18 protein-coding genes are annotated in these 20,425 nt (G+C 70.0%); 11 read left to right on the plus strand and 7 right to left on the minus strand.

Annotated elements, in window-relative coordinates:
* The first annotated feature begins 47 nt into the window (after positions 1–47).
* The 9 genes from MST3598_RS01970 (at position 48) to MST3598_RS02005 (ending at position 9,866) form a co-directional block, all read left to right on the plus strand.
* Positions 48–1,106, plus strand: a complete 1,059-nt coding sequence (locus MST3598_RS01970) for a hypothetical protein (RefSeq protein ID WP_029260084.1) — start codon at positions 48–50, stop codon at positions 1,104–1,106.
* 94 nt (positions 1,107–1,200) lie between these two features.
* Complete coding sequence (locus MST3598_RS18505; RefSeq protein WP_029260083.1) at positions 1,201–1,446, plus strand: hypothetical protein; 246 nt, start codon at positions 1,201–1,203, stop codon at positions 1,444–1,446.
* A gap of 65 nt (positions 1,447–1,511) precedes the next feature.
* Positions 1,512–4,394: a helix-turn-helix transcriptional regulator gene (locus tag MST3598_RS01975; protein ID WP_172889120.1), complete on the plus strand. Its 2,883-nt coding sequence runs from the start codon at positions 1,512–1,514 to the stop codon at positions 4,392–4,394.
* Between the two features lie 74 nt (positions 4,395–4,468).
* Positions 4,469–4,672 carry a cold-shock protein gene (locus tag MST3598_RS01980; protein ID WP_017831237.1) on the plus strand — a complete coding sequence of 68 codons (204 nt, stop codon included), beginning with the start codon at positions 4,469–4,471 and terminating at the stop codon, positions 4,670–4,672.
* Between the two features lie 257 nt (positions 4,673–4,929).
* Positions 4,930–5,955, plus strand: a complete 1,026-nt coding sequence (locus MST3598_RS01985) for an iron-siderophore ABC transporter substrate-binding protein (RefSeq protein WP_029260081.1) — start codon at positions 4,930–4,932, stop codon at positions 5,953–5,955.
* A gap of 33 nt (positions 5,956–5,988) precedes the next feature.
* The gene (locus MST3598_RS01990) at positions 5,989–7,038 is read left to right on the plus strand and encodes a FecCD family ABC transporter permease (RefSeq protein WP_029260080.1); all 1,050 of its coding nucleotides are present in this window, start codon (positions 5,989–5,991) and stop codon (positions 7,036–7,038) included.
* Entirely contained in the window at positions 7,035–8,117 is a 1,083-nt protein-coding gene (locus MST3598_RS01995; protein WP_029260079.1) for a FecCD family ABC transporter permease, read from the plus strand. The genes MST3598_RS01990 and MST3598_RS01995 overlap by 4 nt, the downstream gene beginning before the upstream one ends.
* On the plus strand, positions 8,114–8,914 hold the full coding sequence (locus MST3598_RS02000) for an ABC transporter ATP-binding protein (RefSeq protein ID WP_029260078.1): 801 nt from the start codon (positions 8,114–8,116) through the stop codon (positions 8,912–8,914). Before MST3598_RS01995 ends, MST3598_RS02000 begins: the two co-directional genes overlap by 4 nt.
* Positions 8,904–9,866, plus strand: a complete 963-nt coding sequence (locus tag MST3598_RS02005) for a siderophore-interacting protein (RefSeq protein ID WP_029260077.1) — start codon at positions 8,904–8,906, stop codon at positions 9,864–9,866. The genes MST3598_RS02000 and MST3598_RS02005 overlap by 11 nt, the downstream gene beginning before the upstream one ends.
* 135 nt (positions 9,867–10,001) lie before the next feature.
* Here the strand turns inward: MST3598_RS02005 and MST3598_RS02010 are convergent, their stop codons facing one another.
* Positions 10,002–10,844, minus strand: a complete 843-nt coding sequence (locus MST3598_RS02010) for an alpha/beta fold hydrolase (RefSeq protein ID WP_096359379.1) — start codon at positions 10,842–10,844, stop codon at positions 10,002–10,004.
* Between the two features lie 96 nt (positions 10,845–10,940).
* Here MST3598_RS02010 and MST3598_RS02015 point away from each other — a divergent pair, with 96 nt between their 5' ends.
* Together MST3598_RS02015 and MST3598_RS02020 are read left to right on the plus strand one after the other, a co-directional pair.
* Positions 10,941–11,507: a TetR/AcrR family transcriptional regulator gene (locus MST3598_RS02015; protein WP_029260075.1), complete on the plus strand. Its 567-nt coding sequence runs from the start codon at positions 10,941–10,943 to the stop codon at positions 11,505–11,507.
* A gap of 112 nt (positions 11,508–11,619) precedes the next feature.
* A complete protein-coding gene (locus MST3598_RS02020) occupies positions 11,620–12,432 on the plus strand; it encodes a tryptophan-rich sensory protein (RefSeq protein ID WP_029260074.1) in 813 nt (270 codons plus the stop codon).
* On the opposite strand, the gene MST3598_RS02025 is transcribed toward MST3598_RS02020, so the two are convergent.
* From MST3598_RS02025 to MST3598_RS02050, 6 genes are read right to left on the minus strand one after another with little or no spacing between them, the layout of a single operon-like run.
* Positions 12,414–13,085: a response regulator gene (locus tag MST3598_RS02025; protein WP_029260073.1), complete on the minus strand. Its 672-nt coding sequence runs from the start codon at positions 13,083–13,085 to the stop codon at positions 12,414–12,416. The two genes, MST3598_RS02020 and MST3598_RS02025, sit on opposite strands and share 19 nt — an antisense overlap.
* A complete protein-coding gene (locus MST3598_RS02030; protein WP_029260072.1) occupies positions 13,082–15,640 on the minus strand; it encodes an ATP-binding protein in 2,559 nt (852 codons plus the stop codon). The genes MST3598_RS02025 and MST3598_RS02030 overlap by 4 nt, the downstream gene beginning before the upstream one ends.
* A complete protein-coding gene (gene kdpC, locus MST3598_RS02035) occupies positions 15,637–16,239 on the minus strand; it encodes a potassium-transporting ATPase subunit KdpC (protein WP_029260071.1) in 603 nt (200 codons plus the stop codon). Before kdpC ends, MST3598_RS02030 begins: the two co-directional genes overlap by 4 nt.
* A 25-nt stretch (positions 16,240–16,264) precedes the next feature.
* Positions 16,265–18,406 carry a potassium-transporting ATPase subunit KdpB gene (gene kdpB / locus MST3598_RS02040; protein WP_029260070.1) on the minus strand — a complete coding sequence of 714 codons (2,142 nt, stop codon included), beginning with the start codon at positions 18,404–18,406 and terminating at the stop codon, positions 16,265–16,267.
* Positions 18,407–18,408: 2 nt separating this feature from the next.
* Positions 18,409–20,088 (minus strand): potassium-transporting ATPase subunit KdpA, encoded by a 1,680-nt coding sequence (gene kdpA / locus MST3598_RS02045; protein ID WP_029260069.1) that lies wholly within the window; start codon positions 20,086–20,088, stop codon positions 18,409–18,411.
* Positions 20,088–20,177 carry a potassium-transporting ATPase subunit F gene (locus tag MST3598_RS02050; protein WP_017201862.1) on the minus strand — a complete coding sequence of 30 codons (90 nt, stop codon included), beginning with the start codon at positions 20,175–20,177 and terminating at the stop codon, positions 20,088–20,090. The genes kdpA and MST3598_RS02050 overlap by 1 nt, the downstream gene beginning before the upstream one ends.
* Positions 20,178–20,425 lie beyond the last annotated feature (248 nt).

Raw genomic sequence — 20,425 nt, forward strand, 5'->3', positions numbered from 1 at the left:
GGGCGGGCGGGCTTCCGTCCGTCCGAGGTGCGTGCTTGCATGGGCGCATGGAGCGGGACGCGAAGCTGCGTGGCGAGACGAGAGCGGTCTGGGCGACCGTGATCTGCTTCGTGATCGGCACGCTCATCGGGATGCTCGTCCTGGGCGGTGCCGACCGCCCGCTCACGGGCGAAGGGGCGCTCGCGATGCCCGCCGCGCTCATCGCCGGAGCGATCGCGGCGGGCGCCTTCCTCACGAGCACACTGATGCACCGAGGGGGCGAGACGAGGTCGATGCCGCGCTGGCAGGCGGTGGTCTCCGAACTCTCGGCTGGTGCCCTCACCGTCGCGTTCGGAGCCGTCACGACGATGGGAGTGCTGCTCGCCGCCGAGGTGCTCACGGCCGGGCTCCAGGGACTGCAGCTCGCGGCGATCGGCGGCGGACTGCTCACCGGTCTGGCGGCGGCGGTCGGCGGGCGCTTCGCCTTCGGCGCCGGCGTCGACCTGCGCACGGCAGACCTCGCCGCGCTCCTGTTCGGTTTCCTCGTGATCGGTACCCTGTTCGCCATGATCACGGCCGCTGATCCGCGCTGGTGGGAGCAGAACTTCTCCCAGTTGGGCTCCGGTTCGTGGGCCTTCAACGGCACCCTCCTGGTCGCGGGGCTTCTCATCGCGACCGTCGGCTCGTACATCGGTCGTGACCTGCACCGGCTGCTCGGGGATTCCGCACTCTCCCGCATCGCCGTCGTCGTGGCGTCGTGGGCGGCCACCGGAATCGCACTGGCTGCGGTCGGGCTGCTGCCGCTGCATCGTGTGCCCATCCCGCACGACATCGCCGCGGTCTCCACGCTCGTCCTGTTCGTCGTGGCGGCCGCGACCACGGTCGCCGCTGTTCCCGGGCACCCCCGAGCGCTCCTGATCACCTCGATCGGCGTCGGTCTGCTCCTGGCGGCGGCGATCGTGCTGTGGGTGCCGTTCGGTCTCTTCTCGGCCACCGCTGTCGAGGCCGTCGTCGTCGGACTCGGACTCCTGTGGATGGCGACGCTCGTTCGGGTTCTCGCGATCCTGGTGCCGGCCCGGTCTCGCCCCTCCGCGCGCCTGTCGCTGATGCGCGCCCGGCATCCCTAGAGCGGCATGCACGAAAGATAGGGCAACTGCCCGATGCCCCGGGGGCGCCTCAGAGCGGACTGTAGGGATACAGCGAACCGTCGAGGAGAACCCCATGTACGAGCACCCGTATCTCAGCCAGCAGCTCACCCGGCACGACCAGGAGCAGATGGAGCGCGCCGCCGCGCAGAGGCTGCGTCTGATCGAGCACGCCGACCAGATCGTGCCGCGTCCGGAAGGGGTGGTCCGGCGGATGCTGCGCCGCGCGTTCGGTCGCACGGCGGCCGCCACGTCTCCGACCGCCCCGACGACGGCTCGTGTCGCGGGCGGATGCGAAGCGGCGGCGGCACACGCGCAGTGAGCGGCGTCGCGCAGCGCGAACCGCAGACCGTCCCGAATGTCGGTCGGGGGTGGGACGATGAATCCATGCCCCCTTCCGCGTCGAGCGCTGCGATGGTCGGCCGCGAGGCCGAGCTCGCCGAGGTGCGCCGATCGTTCGCCGGGGTGCGCGACGGCGTCCCGGCCGCGCTGCTCGTCGAGGGCGAGGCCGGCATCGGCAAGTCCCGCATGCTGCGCGAGTTCGCCGCCGAGATCGCGCCGACCGCCGACGTGCATGTGGGCTGGTGCCTCGATCTGGGCGCCTCGCGCACGCCCTACGGGCCACTCACCGGCATCCTCCGCTCGATCGTCACACGCATGGGCGTCGACCGGGTGCGCGAGTCGGTGGGAGTGGGGGTCGAGGCACTCGGCATGCTGCTTCCCGAACTCGTCGATTCCCCGACCGATCGCGACCGCACCAGTCCCGAACGCCTGCGCGACGCCATCGCCTCCCTCATCGAAGCGGCGGCCGAACGCGCCCCTCAGGTGCTCGTGGTCGAAGACCTGCACTGGGCCGACGAGTCGACGCTCGCCATCCTCTCCTTCCTGCTGCGGGCGCTGAGCCGCGGCCGCATCCTGCTGCTCCTCACCTGCCGCACCGACGATGTGCGCCGCGGGGATGCGGTGAGCCGCTTCATCGGCGAGGCGACGCGCGCGCGGTTGCTCGAGCGCCTCACCCTCGGCCGGCTCGACGAGGCCGCGGTTCGTGAGCTGGCCGAGCAGATCACCGGCCGGGCGCTGACCGAGAGCGCCCTCGATCGCATGCAGGAGCGGGCCGAGGGCGTGCCCTTCTTCATCGAGGAGATCGCGGGGTGCGCGAACGGCCCGCTCCCCGACGGTCTGCGCGACCTGCTGCTCGCCCGCTTCGACCGGCTCGGCGACGATGCGCGGCGTGTGGTGCAGGTCGTCTCCGGCGCCGAGCGTCCGCTCTCCCATCCGCTGATCACGGGCCTCGTCGATCTGCCGGAGCAACGCCTCGACGAGGCGATCCGCGAGGCGACGCGCAGCGGCATCCTCGTCGTGGGCGACGACGACTACCGGTTCCGGCATGCCCTGCTGCGCGAGGCCGTGCACGACGACCTGCTCCCCGGCGAGCGGGCACGCCTGCATCGCGCCTATGCCGAGGCGCTCGAGGCGCAGTGCGCGGGGTCGGATACCAGCGACGCCGCGGCCCTCGCCTATCACTGGCAGCTCGCGCAAGACGATCGGAAGGCGCTCGTCGCCGCCGCCGACGCCATGCGCCACGCGAAGGGGCAGTACGCGTTCGCGAGCGCGGCCCGCTTCGGCGAACTGGCACTGGAACTGTGGCCGCTCGTGCCCGACGCCGCCGCGGCGGCACGCGTCGAGAGACTCGACCTGCTCCTCGTGCTGGGATCGATCCTGCGCAATGCGGGCGACGGCGAGCGGGCGCTCGCGGTCGCGAATGTCGCGCTCGCCGAGATCGACCCCGCCACCGTGGACCCGCGTCTGCATGCCCGACTCCTGCGCAACAAGGCGCTGTACCTGGTCAACCTCGGCCGCCTCGGTGCGATCCCGCTGCTGCAGCAGGCCCTGGCCATCGCGGAGGAGCGCATCGGCGACGAGGTGTTCCGGGCCGAGCTGCTCAACCAGCTCGCGAGCCGACGCATGATCGCGGGCGACAGAGAAGAGGCGATCCGCCTCGCGGATGAGGCTGAGCTGGGGGCGGCCGGAGCCGACTCCACCGACCAGCTGTCGATCGCCGCGAACGTGCGCGGCGGTTCCCTGGCCCACCTCGGCCGGGTCGACGAAGGGGTGCGCGAGTACGAGCGGGCGCGTGAGCTCGCGGCGGGAACGACGGCCGAGATGCGCTATCGCGTCAACTACTCCGACCTGCTCACGCTGCTGGGCCGCTACCGCGAGGCGGTCGAGGTCGCCGAAGAGGGACTGCGGCGTGCCCGCGAGCTCCGCGTCGAACGCACCTCGGGGTCGATCATGGCCCAGAACATGGTGGTGCCCCTGCTCGAACTCGGCGAGATCGAGCGGGTCGAGGAGATGCTGTCGCGCGACTTCGTGCAGGGAACCCTGCGTGTGTTCCGCATGTACATGAGCATGACCCGCGTGCGGGTGCTGGCCTGGCGCGGGCGGTCGGCCGAGGCAGCAGAGCTGTTGCAGGAGTGGTTGCCGGCGTTCGAGGAGACGGGCGGCTCGGAGCGGCAGATCTGGTACGACCGGATCATGATGACGGTGGCTGTGGCCGAGAGCGAGGGGAATCTCCGGAGGGCGCTCGACACCATACTCGAGATGCTGCGCGACGAACATCCGGCGCTGCTGCACCAGCGCCGGCTGCTGCTGGAGGGTGGGGCGATCATCGCCGAGCTGCGCGCCGAGGGCGCCGACACCACGACGGCATCCGATGCCGTCCGTGCGGCGTGGCGCGCGCAACCCCCGCAGTTGCAGGACGACGCGTGGTCGACGATCTTCGATGCGCTGCTCGACCCGCGCCATGACGCCCTGGATGCGGCCCTCCACCATGCCGAGGGAGAAGACGTACCGGTCGTCTTCCGCGCCGTGCTCCGGCTCGAGCGCGCGCGTCTGCTTGTCCACGAGGGGGAGCGCGTCACCGCGGCGTCGGTGCTCGCCGAGGCGGCAGGCCTCGCGGAGGCACTCGGCAACGCCCAGGTGCGGGCTGCGGTCGCCCGGTTCGCCACCGACGCCGGACTGCGTGCCCCCGCCGATCCGCCGTCGGGCGACGACCTGCTCACGGCTCGCGAGCGGCAGGTGCTCGAGCTGATCGCCGAAGGGCTGAGCAACCGGCAGATCGGCGAGCGGCTGTTCATCAGCGTGAAGACCGTGAGCGTGCACGTCTCGGCCGTGCTGCGCAAGCTCGGTGTGAGCACACGCACCGAAGCGGCTCTCGTGCAGAAGAATCGACAGTTCCGTGTCCCTGCCCAGCCTGCCGTGGTAGCGTGACTGTGCGCGCGTCTCGGATGTTCCGATTCGGCGTAGGCCGTGTAAACGGCTAAGTCAACAGAAAGTAGAAACACATGGCCACTGGCACTGTGAAATGGTTCAACGCGGAAAAGGGCTTCGGCTTCATCGCTCCCGATGACGGCTCGGACGACCTCTTCGCCCACTACTCGGCTATCGCCGGCTCCGGTTTCAAGGAGCTCCGCGAGAACCAGAAGGTCGAATTCGACGCTGAGCGTGGCCCCAAGGGCATGCAGGCGGCGAACATCCGCGCTCTCTGAGCGCGCGCTGACTTCCTGAAACCGGTCGGATCCTCACGGATCCGGCCGGTTTTTTCGTGCCGCCCGCAGCTTTCGAATCGCCTGGATGGTCCTGACCGGCGGCGACTTCCGGCGAATCGCGCGATTCGAGAGGCAGCACGCGGCAGGGAATCCGGGGTGAGGTTCCCCTAACCTCCGTGTTAGATTAGGCGAGGCTTACCAAAGGCCCGGGCGCAAGTGACGCGCCGCCCCCTCACCCCGAACCCGAAGGAACGCCTGTGCGCACCTCTCGAATCCTCGCCATCGGCGCGGCCGCCGCGCTCGCCATCGGTCTCTCCGCCTGCGCATCCTCTGCCCCGGAGTCGACCTCGACCGCCGGCGGTAACCCCGCATCCGACGACGCCTTCCCCGTCACCGTCGAGCACGTCTACGGCGAGACCACGATCACCGAGAAGCCCGAGCGCGTCGCGACCGTCGCATGGGCGAACCACGAGGTGCCGCTGGCGCTGGGCATCGTTCCGGTCGGCATGAGCAAGGCGTCGTGGGGCGACGATGACGACAACGGCGTGCTGCCCTGGGTCGAGGAGAAGCTCGACGAGATGGGGGCCGAGACGCCGGTGCTGTTCGACGAGACCGACGGCATCGACTACGAGGCCGTCGCCGACACCGAGCCCGACGTGATCCTCGCCGCCTACTCCGGCCTCACGCAGGAGGAGTACGACACCCTCTCCAAGATCGCTCCGGTCATCGCCTACCCGAAGGTCGCCTGGGGCACTTCGGTCGACGAGATGATCGAGATGGACTCCAAGGCCCTCGGCCTCGAGAAGGAGGGCGACGCCCTGATCGAGCAGCTGGACGCCGACGCGCAGAAGGCGCTCGAGGCGAACAGCGTGCTGAAGGACAAGAAGGTCCTGTTCTCCTACATCGACCCGACCGACCTGAGCCAGATCGGGTACTACACGGCGATCGACACCCGCCCGGGCTATCTCCACGATCTCGGTCTGCCGTTCCCCTCGATCGTCGAGGAGAACAAGGACAGCGACCAGTTCTACCTGACGGTCAGCGCGGAAGAGGCGCAGAAGTTCGACGACGTCGACCTGTTCATCACCTACGGCGACGAGTCGATCATCCCGCTCCTGCAGGCCGACCCGCTGCTGTCGAAGATCCCGGCGATCGCCGAGGGCCGCATCGCGGTCCTTCCCGACGCCACCCCCATCGCGGCCTCCGCGAACCCGTCGCCGCTGTCGATTCCGTGGGGTCTCGACGACTACCTCGCGCTCCTGGCTGCACCGCTCGCTCCGTAGTCGTTCGATCCGCCTCCGCGGAGTGAATACCCAGTGACCTCAGCAACCGTCATCGCGCCCGCACCGGGGGCCGCAGACCTGCGGCGCCCGGTGCTGGTGCGAACCCTCTGGCTCCTCATCGGGCTCGTGGTGCTCGTCGTCCTCACCATCCTGTCGATCTCGTTCGGCGTGCGCGCCGTCTCATTCGATGACATCGCCGCAGCCCTCACCGGTCAGACCGACACGATCGCGCAGGCGGCGATCGTCAAGCGCATCCCCCGCACGGTCCTGGCCCTCCTCGTCGGTGCGGCACTCGCCCTCTCCGGCGCGACCATGCAGGCCGTGACGCGCAACCCCATCGCCGACCCCGGCATCCTCGGCGTCTCGAACGGCGCCTCGCTGGCCGTGGTGTGCGGCATCGCCTTCTTCGGTCTCGCCGACCCCTACGGCCAGATGGCGTTCGCGATCGCCGGAGCAGGGCTCGCCGCCGTCTTCGTCTACACGGTCGGATCCCTCGGACGCGGGGGAGCGACACCCCTCAAGCTCGCGCTCGCGGGTGCCGCCACCTCGGCCGCCTTCGCCTCGCTCATCAGCGCCGTCATGCTGCCCCGCGTCGACCTGCTGCAGACGTTCCAGTCGTGGCAGATCGGCGGCGTCGGTGGCGCGGAGTGGCCGCGCATCGGGCTCACCGCACCGGTTCTGGCCATCGGCGCCCTGATCTGCTTCCTGTGCTCCCGGGGCATGAACTCCCTCGCCCTCGGAGACGAGATGGCCAAGGGGCTCGGGGAGAACGTGTTCCGCACGCGCATGATCTCGGCGCTGGGCGCGGTGATCCTCGCCGGGGCCGCGACCGCGATCGCCGGCCCCATCGGCTTCGTCGGGCTCATCATCCCGCACGTATGCCGCATGCTCGTGGGCACCGATCACCGCTGGCTGCTCCCGTTCTCGGCCATCGCCGGCGCCGCCCTCCTGACCGCAAGCGACATCGTGGGCCGGGTGATCGCGCCATCGTCGGAGGAGATCCAGGTCGGTATCATCACCGCCATCATCGGAGCCCCGTTCTTCATCTGGATCGTCCGCCGGCAGAAGGTGCGTGAGCTGTGAGCACGACAGAGCACACCGAGCACACCCTCGATCGGGTCGACGAGCCGGCATCCGCCCGGATCGCGCGTATCGTCGCGGGGCGGCGCTCGCGCCACCGCCGGCATGCGGTGGCCACGATCGTCCTCGGCGTCCTGGTATTCGCCCTCTTCGCGGTGGCGCTCATGGTCGGCAACACGTTCTACACGCCGGATGAGGTGATCCGGGTGATCCTCGGAGAGACCGTGCCGGGCGCCTCGTTCACCGTCGGCGATCTGCGACTGCCGCGGGCGGTGCTCGCCGTCCTCACCGGCATCGCATTCGGAATGGCGGGTGTGTGCTTCCAGACGATGCTGCGCAATCCGCTCGCCTCGCCCGACATCATCGGCATCTCCAACGGTGCCGGTGCGGCGGCCGTGTTCGGCATCATCGTGTTGTCCGTGAACGGGCCGGTCGTGTCGCTGCTCGCTCTCGGCGGCGCCGTCGTCACCGCCCTCGTGATCTACCTGCTCTCGATCAAGGGCGGCTTCGCCGGAACCCGACTCATCCTGATCGGGATCGGCGTCGCGGCGATGCTGCAGAGCGTCATCTCGTACATGCTGTCGCGCGCCGCGAACTGGGACATCCAGACCGCGATGCAGTGGTTGACCGGGAGCCTCAACAACGCCTCGTGGGAGCGGGTGCTGCCGATGGCGATCGCCGCGGCGATCATCGTGCCGCTCATGCTGTCGCAGGGGCGCGCGCTCGGTGCGCTTCAGCTCGGCGACGACTCGGCTGCCGGCCTGGGCATCCGGGTCAACGCCACCCGCCTGCTCCTCATCCTCGGTGCGGTCGCGCTGCTTGCGTTCGCGACCGCGGCCACCGGCCCTATCGCATTCGTCGCCTTCATGGCCGGCCCCATCGCCGCGCGCATCACCGGTCCCGGCGCCAACCTGCTCCTGCCGTCGGCGTTCGTCGGAGCCGTGCTCGTGCTCGGCGGCGACCTGATCGGCCAGTTCGCCTTCGGCACCCGCTATCCCGTCGGCGTCATCACCGGCGTCGTCGGCGCGCCGTACCTGATCTACCTGCTCATCCGCACCAACCGCTCCGGGGGTTCGCTATGACCGTCTCGCACAGCCTGTCCGCCGAGGGGGTGACGCTCGCCTACGGGGACCGCACCATCATCGACGGCCTCGACCTGCAGATCGCCCCCGGTCGCATCACCACCATCGTGGGGGCGAACGGATGCGGCAAGTCCACGCTGCTGCGCTCGCTGGCGCGCCTGCTGTCTCCGAGCGACGGCCAGATCGTGCTCGACGGCAGATCGGTGCACGCCCGCCCCACCAAGGAGGTCGCGCGCATCCTCGGGTTGCTGCCGCAGTCGCCCGTCGCGCCCGAGGGCATCGCGGTCGCCGATCTGGTCGGCCGTGGACGGCACCCGCATCAGAAGATGCTCGCCCGATGGAGCACCCACGATTACGAGGTCGTGGCGGATGCCCTCGACGCCACCGGCATCTCCGATCTGGCCGACCGCAGCGTCGACGAGCTCTCGGGCGGTCAGCGCCAGCGGGTGTGGATCGCCATGGCGCTCGCACAGGAGACCGACATCCTGCTGCTCGACGAGCCGACCACCTTCCTCGACGTCGCCCACCAGGTCGAGGTCCTCGACCTGCTCACCGACCTGAGCGTCTCGCGCGGCACCACGATCGTCATGGTGCTGCACGACCTCAATCTCGCGGCCCGCTACGCCGACGAGCTGGTCGCCATGAAGGATGGGCGCGTGCACGCGACCGGTGCGCCGCAGGACATCGTCACCGCCGAACTCGTCGAAGAGGTCTTCGGCCTCGCCAATCAGATCACCATCGATCCGGTCTCCGGCAAGCCGATGGTCACACCCATCGGGAGGCACCATGTCCGCTGAGACGACCACGACCGACCGTCCGACCTACATCCTCACCCGCGCCGAGGTACGGGGGGTCGCGCGCGTCTCGCCCTCGTTCGTGCGGGTGACGTTCGGCGGCGACGAGCTGAGCGAGTTCGGCACGCCGGGTGAGGTGTTCGACAGCCGCATCAAGCTGGTGTTCCCACCCGCATCCGGAGTCCTGCCTGAGCTCGACAGGGCATCCGACAACTGGTGGCAGGCGTTCCTCGCGGTGCCCGAGGAGGAGCGCGGGTCCATGCGCACCTATTCCGTGCGCGAGCTGCGGGTCGATGACGAGACCGGCACCGAGGTGGACGTCGACTTCGTGCTGCACCTCGAGCCCGGACTGACCGGACCCGCGTCGCTGTGGGCGAGCCAGGCCGCGGTCGGGCAGGAGCTCTACCTGGTCGGCCCCCGCCGCGGGGTGGATGTCGACGCGCACGGAGGGGCCGAGTTCGCGCCGGGGACCGCGGCATCGGTCGTGCTCGCCGGCGACGAGACGGCCGCTCCGGCGATCGCCCGCATCCTCGAGGACGCACCGCAGGATCTGCGCGGCGTCGCCTTCATCGAAGTGCCCTCGCCCGCCGACGTCCTCCGCATCGACGCACCTTCGGGGGTCGAGGTGCACTGGCTGCCGCGCGACATCGGTGAGCCGCACGGCTTGCGGCTCATCCCCGCCGTGCTCGCCCACCTCGGCGACGCCGACGCCACGGACGAGATCCGGGTGAAGGACATCGATGGTGAGGACCTGCTGTGGGAGACGCCGGACTACTCCGGTCTCGGCGAGGACATCGCCACGGGGGATGCTGCGGCCGAACGCTACTTCTGGATCGCGGGGGAGAGCGGCGTGGTCACCACGCTGCGTCGCCACCTGGTCAAGGACCTCGGCATCGATCGCGGGCAGGTGGCGTTCATGGGCTACTGGCGTCGCGGCGTCGCCATGCGGGGCTGACCCGCTTCACCCCCCTGCCAAAACGGAGACGACCCGAGCACCGTCCGGCGTGTCATGTCTCGACGCGCCGCCCGGATGCCGGGTCGTCTCCGTTTCGGCCCGCCGCAGCCGCCGTGCGGCGTGCGGCAACGGGGACTACTTGGCGAGGAACTCCTTCAGCGCGGCGTTGACCTCGTCGGCGTGGGTCCACAGCAGGCCGTGCGGAGCGCCCTCGACCTCGACGTAGTCGGCGTCGGGCACTGCCTGGTGGAATCGACGGGCGGTGGCATCGATCGGCAGGATGTTGTCCTTCGTCCCGTGCAGGATCAGGGTGGGCTTTCCGGCGGAGCGCACGGCCTCGACGTCGGTGCGGAAGTCTTCGATCCACGCCGGCACGACCGCGTAGGCGGCCACGGGGGCGCTGCCGACCGCGACGTTCCAGCTGCCGGTCACCGCCTGCTCGCTGATGCGCGAGCCCAGGTTCTCGTCGAGGTTGTAGAAGTTCTTGTAGAAGTCGGTGAACCACGCGAAGCGATCGCCCTTGGCGGCAGCCTCGATGCCGTCGAAGACCTCCTGCGGCACGCCCTCGGGGTTGTCGTCGCGCTGCACGAGGAAGGGCTCGAGCGAGGCGAGGAAGGCGAGCTTGGCGACACGGTCGTGTCCGTGGCGGGCGACGTAGCGTGCGAGCTCTCCGGTGCCCATCGAGAAGCCGATCAGCACGACGTCGCGCAGGTCGAGGGTCTCGAGCACGGTGTTCAGGTCGGCGGCGAAGGTGTCGTAGTCGTACCCGGTGTTCACCTTCGACGATCCGCCGAAGCCGCGGCGGTCGTAGGTGATGACGCGGTAGCCCTGGGCGAGGAGCTCACGGGTCTGACGCTCCCAGCTGTGACCGTCGAGCGGATAGCCGTGGATCAGGACGACGGGCTGACCCGATCCCTGGTCTTCGTAGTAGAGCTCGATCGGGGTGCTGTTCTCGGTGCCGACGGTGATGTAACCCATGATCCTGATCCTTTCGGTTCCGGTGAGAACGGTCGTTCTCGCTCGATGTGACCAATCTAGAGAACGTTCGTTCTCGTGTCAAGTAGACTTCTGGACATGACCGAAGACGAGGCTCGCGAGCGCATCCTCTCCACCGCCGAGGAGCTGTACTACCGCAAGGGGTACGCGGCCGTCGGCATGGACGAGCTGCGTCAGGAGGCCGGGGTCTCGCTGCGCCGCCTCTACTCGCTGTTCCCGTCGAAGACCGACATCGTCGTCGCCGTGCTCGCACGCAAGCACGCCGAGTGGGAGTCGGGCCTGTCGGGTGCCGTGGCGGATGCGGGCGGCGACCCGCGCGCACGTCTCCTCGCCGTCTACGGCTATCTCGAGAACTGGTTCTGCGCCGACGACTTCCGCGGCTGCGCATTCATCAACGCGTTCGGTGAACTCGGCGGCACGAATCCCGAGGTTGCCGAGATCGTTCGGGCGCACAAGGCCTCGTTCCAGGAGTACATGGCGGGTCTCGTCGCCCAGACGGGCGCGTCCCCCGCGCTCGCCGCGCAACTGTCCATCCTCGCCGAGGGGGCGCAGAGCACGGCCGCGATCTCGGCCGACCCGGCAGTGGCCGCGCAGGCCAGGGGAGCCGCCGAAGTCCTGATCGACGCGGCCTTCACGCGCGCCTGATCCTTCCGCGTGAGTCGGGCATGATGGGGGTTTTGACTAACCTGGTTAGCGAAATGCCGTTCCGGTGTCAAGGGCGATGCGTCGCGCGCGGGCGTCTCGTAGCCTGCGGAGCATGGAATCACGCACAGAGGGCATCGGTCGTCAGTCGCTGATCATCGCGGCGGCGACGTTCATGGTGATCGCGGCCGCTGTCGGCGCGGGGGCATTCGGCGGTGCGTCCGTCGATGACCTGCAGGACGGGGCCCTCTCCGCCCAGGGCTCGTACCTCGCGCCCGCGGGGCCCGCATTCTCGATCTGGTCGCTGATCTACCTCGGCCTGTTCGCGTACACGGTGTGGCAGGCGTTCCCCGCCCAGCGGCAGGACCCGCGTCAGCAGGCCGTGGGCGGATGGATCGCCGCGTCGATGGTGCTGAACGGGCTGTGGCTGGTGACCGCACGATTCCTGACGCTCTGGCTCACCGTCGTCGTGATCGCGGCGCTGCTGGCCGTGCTCGCTCGAGTGATCGTGCTGCTCGGTCGCTTCCCCGCCCGCAGCCTCGCCGATCGCATCCTCACCGACGGCGCGAACGGCCTGCACTTCGGCTGGGTCACGATCGCCACCGTCGCCAACACCGCCGCCTGGCTCACGCAGATCGCACCGCAGAGCTGGGCGCAGGCCGCCGATGCCTGGGCGATCGGCGTGCTGGTCGTCGTCCTCGTGATCGGAGCCGCCGCCGCCTGGATCACCGGACGCATCGCCCCCGCCCTCGCGACGGCCTGGGGTCTGGCATGGCTCGCCGTCGGACGGCTCACCGGAGAACCTCAGAGCACGCCGACCGCGATCGCCGCGATCACCGTGGCGGTGATGCTCGTCATCACCGGCATCGTGGCGGTGTCGCGCCGGTCGCGCGCCGTGGACGCCGACGCTCAGAGCACCAGGCGGTAGCCCATCCCCGATTCGGTGAGCAGGTGCACGGGAGCGCCGGGCTCCTGCTCGAGTTTCTTGCGCAGCTGCGACATGTACAGGCGCAGGTAGCCGGAGTCGGAGACCTGCTCGCTGCCCCAGATCTCCTTCAGCAGATCCTGGCGCGTGACCAGGGCGCCCGGATGCCGGGAGAGGTGCTCCAGCATCCGCCACTCGGTCGGGGTCAGGTGCACGCGCGCTCCGCCCCGTGTCACGGTCTTCGTCGAGAGGTCGACCACCACATCGCCGAAGGCCACGGTCGACTCGCCGCTGGCCGGGATGGAGCGACGCGAGAGCGCACGCAGCCGCGCCAGCAGCTCGTCGACCTGGAAGGGCTTGGTCACGAAGTCGTCGGCGCCGGCGTCGAGCGCTTCGACCTTGTCGGCCGAACCCGTGCGACCGGAGACCACGATGATCGGCACGTTGGTCCATCCGCGCAGCGCCTGGATCACCTCGATGCCGTCGAGTCGGGGCATCCCCAGGTCGAGCATGATGAGGTCGGGGTGGGTCTGGGCGGCCGCAGCGATGGCGGCGGCCCCGTCGGGAGCCACGACCACCTCGTATCCGTGCGCGGCGAGGGTGATCCTCAGCGCGCGGACCATCTGCGGATCGTCGTCGGCGATGAGCAGCTTCACTCCGTGCCCTCCGTGTCGGCAAGTCCTGCGGCCAGCGGCAGGGAGATGACCATGGTGAGGCCTCCGCCAGGCGTGTCCTCGGGTGTCAGGGTACCGCCCATGCCCTCGGTGAACCCGCGCGACAGGGCGAGTCCGAGTCCCAGCCCTGTCGTGTTGTCGGTGTCGCCGAAGCGCTGGAACGGCTGGAAGATGCGGTCGCGCCGCTCGGGGGAGACGCCGTCGCCCCGGTCGATGATGCGGATCTCGGCGCGGCCGCCGAGGGCGCTCGTGGAGACGATGACCCGTGCGTCTTCGGGGGAGTGCCGATGGGCGTTGGCGATCACGTTGACCAGCACGCGCAGCAGCAGCACGGGGTCGGCATGCAGCGGCGGCAGGTCGGGGTCGAGGGCGAGCTCGACGTCGGACGGCCCGAGCCCCAGCTCATCGACGGCGGCGAGCACGCAGCCGGCCGCGTCCATCCGCGACGACGACACGGCGAGCACGCCGGCCTGCACGCGGCTCACGTCGAGCAGGTCGGTGACCAGCGTCGACAGCGTCGCGAGACTCTCGTCGGCGGTGGCGAGCAGTTCTTCGCGATCGGAGGCCGACAGTCCGTGCGCACCGCGCAGACCGCCGATGGCGGCGACCGCCGAGGCGAGGGGGCGGCGCAGGTCGTGGCTGACGGCCGACAGCAGGGCGCTGCGCACCTGGTCGGTCTCGGCGAGTGCTTCCGCCTCGCTCGCGGTGGCACGCAGATCGGTGTGCTCGATCGCGGCGGAGAGCTGGGCGACGATCGCATCCAGCAGGCGGCGTTCGGGTCCGGCGAGCGGCTCGCCGTTCAGCTCCAGCACCGCACGGGGCCCGCCCCCGGGGACGACGCCGACGGGGATGGTCGTGGCACGTCCGTCGGCCACGGGTTCGCCGTCGCTCGCGAGCACCTCGCCGTCGGGAGCGATCAGGCGCACGCCGCTCAGCCCGAACGCCTCTCGGGTGCGGCTGACCAGAGCCAGCACGGCGTTGTCGCCGCGGAGCACGTTGCCGGCGACTGCGGCGAGCAGCTCGGCCTCGGCGGCGGCGCGCTGCGCGGTGCGGGCCCGTCGCGCAGCCTGGTCCACGATGATGCTGACCAGGATCGCGATGAGCACGTAGAGGGCGAGCGCGAGCACGTGCAGCGGATGCGCGATCGTGATCGTGAACAGCGGAGCGACGAAGAGGAAGTCGAGAGTGACGCCCGAGAGCACCGCCGCGAACACCGCAGGGCGGATGCCGCCGATGAGGGCGACAACGACCACGAGCAGCTGGTACGCGAGCACCTCGGCGGTGATCGACTCGGGGCTGCGGAACGTGAACATGATCCACGACAGGATCGGTCCGAAGACGAGCGCGACGCCGAAACCGAGCAGCTGTCGACGCCAGCCCAGGGCTCCGCCGGTGATGCGCGGCAGCACCATCCGCCCACCCGCTGCGGCGTGCGTGACGATGTGCACGTCGATGTCGCCGGAGCGGCGGATGACCTCAGAGCCGATGCCGGGACCGGTCAGCGCAGCGGCGAGGCGACTGCGCCGGCTGACGCCGATCACGAGCTGGGTGGCGTCCGCGCCCTGCGCGAACTCCACCAGGGTGGCGGGGATGTCGTCGCCCACGACCTGGTGGTAGGTGCCGCCGAGCGACTCCACGAGCGTGCGTTGCGCGGCGAGGGCTCCCGGTGTCTCGTCGCGCAGGCCGTCCTGCGCGGTGATGTGCACCGCCAGCAGCTCGCCGCCGGCGGAGCGGGCCGCGATCCTGGCGCCGCGGCGCAGCAGGGTCTCGCCCTCGGGGCCGCCGGTCAGGGCGACGACCACGCGCTCCCTGGCCTGCCAGTTGCCCTCGATGCCCTGCTCCGCCCGGTAGGTGCGCAGCGCGCTGTCGACCTCGTCGGCGAGCCAGAGCAGGGCCAGCTCGCGCAGTGCGGTGAGGTTGCCGAGGCGGAAGTAGTTCGACAGGGCGGCGTCGATCCGCTCGGCCGGGTAGACGAGTCCGGCCGAGAGTCGATCACGGAGCGTCTGCGGGGCGAGGTCGACGACCTCGATCTCGTCGGCGGCGCGGACCACGGCGTCCGGGATCGTCTCCTGCTGCGCGATGCCGGTGATCTTCTCGACCACGGCGTTCAAAGACTCGATGTGCTGCACGTTGACGGTGGTCACCACGTCGATGCCCGCATCCAGCAGCTCGTCCACGTCCTGCCAGCGCTTGGTGTTGCGCGAGCCGGGGGCGTTGGTGTGCGCCAGCTCGTCCACGAGGGCGATCTCGGGTGCCCGCTCGAGCACGGCGTCGACGTCGAGTTCGGTCAGGGCGATCCCGCGGTGGAGGTCGACCCGGCGGGGCACCTCGGGGATTCCGGCGGTCTGCGCCTGCGTCGCGGCGCGGTCGTGCGTCTCGACGATCGCGATCACGACGTCATGGCCCTCGTCGAGCATGCGTCGTCCCTCGGCGAGCATCTCGTAGGTCTTGCCGACGCCGGGGGCGGCTCCGAGGAGTACCCGGAGCCGCCCCCGGCGGGAGTGGCCGTGAGATCGACGAAGTGGCGCTGCGGTCATTCGCCCTCCCGTTCATCGAGCGCGAGATTGAGCTCGGCGACGTTGATGCGCTCCGCGCCGAGGAATCCCAGATCCCGCCCTTGAATCCTAGACTCCACGAGGTCGCGCACCTCCTGTGCGGAGAGTCCGCGGGCCTCGGCGACGCGCGGCACCTGCAGCAGTGCGTACGCCACGCTGATGTGCGGGTCGAGCCCGGAACCCGAGGCGGTGACCGCGTCGGCCGGCACCTGCGACGGGTCGACCCCCTCGCGCTCCGCGATCGCGGCCTTGCGCTCCGCGATCGCTGCGACCAGGTCGGTGTTCTCCGGGCCGAGGTTGCTTCCGCTGGAGCCTGCGCCGTCGTAGCCGTCGCCCGCGGCGGAGGGCCGCGACTGGAAGTACTCCGGGAGCGCCTCGCCGTCGTCATCGGTGAAGGACTGGCCGATCAGCGAGCTGCCCCTGTCGTCGGGAAGGGGGGAGCCATTGGCCTGCCACGGGAGCAGGAGCTGCCCGATGCCGGTGACCAGGAGTGTGTAGGCGACACCGAGCACGAGGGTGAGGACGAGCATCGCGCGGACGGCGACACCGGTGGTGCGGACCGCGGTGCGTGTGGAGGACATGTCTGGATTCCTTTTCCGAGCCGGGTCAGAAGCCCGGGATGAGGCTGACGACGAGGTCGATGATCTTGATGCCGATGAACGGAGCGATCACGCCGCCGAGTCCATAGATCAGCAGGTTGCGCTGCAGGATCTGCGAGGCGCTCGCCGGGTGGTACTTCACTCCGCGCAGGGCCAGGGGGATCAGGAACACGATCACGATCGCGTTGAAGATGATCGCGCTGGTGACGGCCGACGCCGGCGAGTGCAACTGCATGACGTTGAGCGCCGCGAGTCCGGGGAAGACGCCCATGAACATCGCCGGGATGATCGCGAAGTACTTCGCGATGTCGTTGGCGAGCGAGAACGTGGTGAGCGCGCCGCGCGTGATGAGCAGCTGCTTGCCGATGCGCACGATGTCGATCAGCTTGGTCGGGTCGGAGTCGAGGTCGACCATGTTGCCGGCCTCCTTCGCCGCCGAGGTGCCGGTGTTCATCGCCACGCCGACGTCCGCCTGGGCGAGCGCGGGGGCGTCGTTGGTGCCGTCGCCGGTCATCGCGACCAGACGGCCGCCCTCCTGCTCGCGCCGGATGAGCTCGAGCTTGTCCTCGGGCGTCGCCTCGGCGAGGAAGTCGTCGACCCCGGCCTCAGCGGCGATCGCCTTCGCCGTGAGCGGGTTGTCGCCCGTGATCATGACCGTGCGGATGCCCATCGCGCGCAGTTCCTCGAAGCGCTCGCGGAGGCCGTCCTTCACGATGTCCTTGAGGTGCACCACGCCGAGGACGCGACCGTCGGCACCGGGCGTCTTCACGGCGACCACGAGCGGGGTGCCGCCGCTCTCGGCCACGGCATCCGTGCGCGTCGTGAGCTCGACGTCGTCGCCGTCGAGCCCGAGCCAGGCCCGCACCGCGGAGCCGGCGCCCTTGCGGATCTGCGTGCCGTCGGCGAGGTCGAGGCCCGACATGCGCGTCTGCGCCGTGAACGGCACGACCACCGCGTCCTCCGGTGCGGTCACCCGGATGTCGTTCGCGGCGGCGAGTTCGACGATCGAGGCGCCCTCGGGGGTGGGGTCTGCAAGCGACGACAGTGCGGCGACGTGCAGCAACTCCTCGCCGTCGACACCCGGGAGGGCGAGCACCTCGTGGGCGCGGCGGTTGCCGTAGGTGATGGTGCCGGTCTTGTCGAGCAGCAGGGTGGTGACATCTCCTGCCGCCTCGACCGCGCGCCCCGACATCGCGAGCACGTTGCGCTGCACGAGGCGGTCCATGCCGGCGATGCCGATCGCCGAGAGCAGCGCCCCGATGGTGGTCGGGATGAGGCAGACGAGCAGCGCGATCAGCACCGGGATGCTGACGGGAGAGGCGGCGTACGACGCGATCGGGTTCAGGGCGAGCACCACGACGACGAAGATGATCGACAGGCTCGCGAGCAGGATGTTCAGCGCGATCTCGTTGGGGGTGCGCTGGCGGCTGGCCCCCTCGACCAGCGCGATCATGCGGTCGACGAAGGTCTCCCCCGGCTTCGAGGTGATGCGCACCACGATGCGGTCGGACAGCACGCGGGTGCCACCGGTCACGGCGCTGCGGTCGCCGCCGGACTCGCGGATCACCGGCGCGCTCTCGCCCGTGATGGCCGATTCGTCGACGGTGGCGATGCCCGCGACGATGTCGCCGTCGCCGGGGATCAGCTCGCCCGCTGTCACGATCACGATGTCGTCGCGCTGCAGCTCGGCCGACGAGACCTGGGCGGTCGCGGCGTGCTCGGCGGCGGCATCCGCTGCCTTGTCGTAACCGACCACACGCCGGGCCATCGTGCTGGTGCGGGTCTTGCGCAGGCTCGCGGCCTGGGCCTTTCCTCGGCCCTCGGCGACCGACTCCGCCACGTTGGCGAACAGCACGGTGAGCCACAGCCAGATCGCGATGCCCCAGGTGAAGGGGGCGGGAACCGCGGTGCCGCCGGAGTCGGCCGGGCCGCCCAGGAACGGCTCGGCGATCGCGAGCACGGTGGTGAACGCGGCGCCGACCCAGACCAGCAGCATGACGGGGTTGCGCACGAGCGCTGCCGGGTTGAGCTTGCGCAGGGCCCCGGGAAGGGCCTGCACGAGCTGCGACCAGCCGAAGGAGCGCGGCGGTTGTGCGGGTGTGGATGCCGGAGCATCCTGCTGTTCGGAGGGGGTGGTGATGAGGGTCATGGTCAGACGAGTCCTTCAGCGAGGGGTCCCAGTGCGAGCACGGGGAAGTAGGTGAGCGCGGTGACGATGACGGTCACGGCGAGGAGCAGGCCGACGAACTGCGGCCGGTGCGTGGGCAGGGTGCCGGAGGTCGCCGGCACACGCTGCTGCGCCGCGAACGAGCCGGCCAGAGCGAGCACGAGCACGATCGGCAGGAACCGGCCGAGCAGCATCGCGATGCCGAGCGCGGTGTTGAACCACGGGGTGTTCGCGGTGAGTCCGGCGAAGGCGGAGCCGTTGTTGTTCGACGCCGAGGTGAAGGCATAGAGCACCTCGCTCATGCCGTGCACGCCGGGGTTCAGGATGCTGGTCGACTCGACATCGGCGCGGATGCCGGGGATCGCGAAGCTCAGCGCGGTGCCGGCCAGCACGAGGGTCGGCGTCACCAGGATGTACAGGCTCGCGAGCTTGATCTCCCGCGGACCGATCCGCTTGCCCAGGTACTCCGGCGTGCGGCCGACGAGCAGCCCGCCGACGAACACCGCGATGATCGCGAGCACCAGCATGCCGTACAGGCCCGATCCGACGCCACCGGGGGCGACCTCGCCGAGCATCATGTTCAGCATGGGCATCATGCCGCCGAGTGCCGTGTACGAGTCGTGCATCGAGTTGACGGCGCCCGTCGAGGTGAGGGTGCTCGCGCTGCCGAACAGCGTGGAGCCGAGGATGCCGAAGCGCACCTCCTTGCCCTCCATCGCGGCCCCGGCGAGTTCCGGAGCGGTGCCGCGGCCGGCCAGCTCGAGCGCCGAGAGGGCGAAGGTCGAGACGAGGAAGATCGTGCCCATGACGGCGGCGATCGCGTAGCCCTGGCGGTGGTCTCCGACCATGCGACCGAACGTGCGGGGGAGGGCGAACGGGATCACGAGGATCAGCAGCACCTGCAGCAGGTTCGTGAAGCCGGTCGGGTTCTCGAAGGGGTGCGCCGAGTTGGCGTTGAAGAAGCCGCCGCCGTTGGTGCCGAGGAGCTTGATCGCCTCCTGCGAGGCCACCGGACCTCCCGGGATGGTCTGCGTGCCGCCGGACACCGTGGTGACGTCGGTGAAGCCCGCGAAGTTCTGGATCACGCCGCCCGCGAGCAGCGCTACCGCGCCGATGAGGGCGATCGGGAGGAGGATGCGGCCGAGACCGCGGATCAGGTCGACCCAGAAGTTGCCGATCGTGGTCGAACCGCGGCGGGCGAGACCGCGGATGAGGGCGATCGCGATGGTGAGGCCCACCGCCGCCGACACGAAGTTCTGCACGGTGAGACCCGCGAGCTGCACGGTGTAGCCCATGGTCTGCTCGGGGGAGTACGACTGCCAGTTGGTGTTGGCCACGAACGAGGCGGCGGTGTTGAAGGAGAGCCCCTCCGGCACGGCCGGGAGGCCGAGGGACTGCGGCAGGAACGCCTGCAGTCGCTGCAGGCCGTAGACCAGCAGAACGCCGACCACCGAGAACGCCAGCACGCTGCGGGCGTACGCGCGCCAGGTCTGCTCCGACGACGAGTCGACGCCGATGAGCCGATAGACGCCGCGCTCGACCCGCAGGTCGCGCGCCGACGTGAAGACGTGGGCGATGTAGTCGCCGAGGGGGCGGTAGAGGAGCACGAGAACGACCACGACGGCCGTGACCTGCAGGATGCCGAACCAGATCGTCGCGTCCATCAGAACCTCTCCGGCGCGACGAGCGCGACCACGAGGTAGACGACGGCGGCGACCGCGAGGGCGGCGGCGAGGATCTCGAAGACGATCACAGCCGCTCCACCCCCTTGGCCACCAGGGACACGAGGGCGAACAGCGCGAGAGTCAGCGCGATGTAGATGATGTCGAGCACGGATCCGATACAACTCCCGCACGGCCCTGGCAGCCGCCATCCTCACGCTTCCCCTACGCCCTCCGCGCGGATGCATGCGGGTTGCTCACGGCATCCGTGTCCCCGCCGCTCCCGCCTGATCTCGTTCCGGTCGCACTTGCTGTCGCTTCCGATGCTCTCGGGCGGCAG

Source organism: Microbacterium sp. TPU 3598, assembly GCF_002356155.1.
GTDB classification, from domain to species: domain Bacteria; phylum Actinomycetota; class Actinomycetes; order Actinomycetales; family Microbacteriaceae; genus Microbacterium; species Microbacterium maritypicum_A.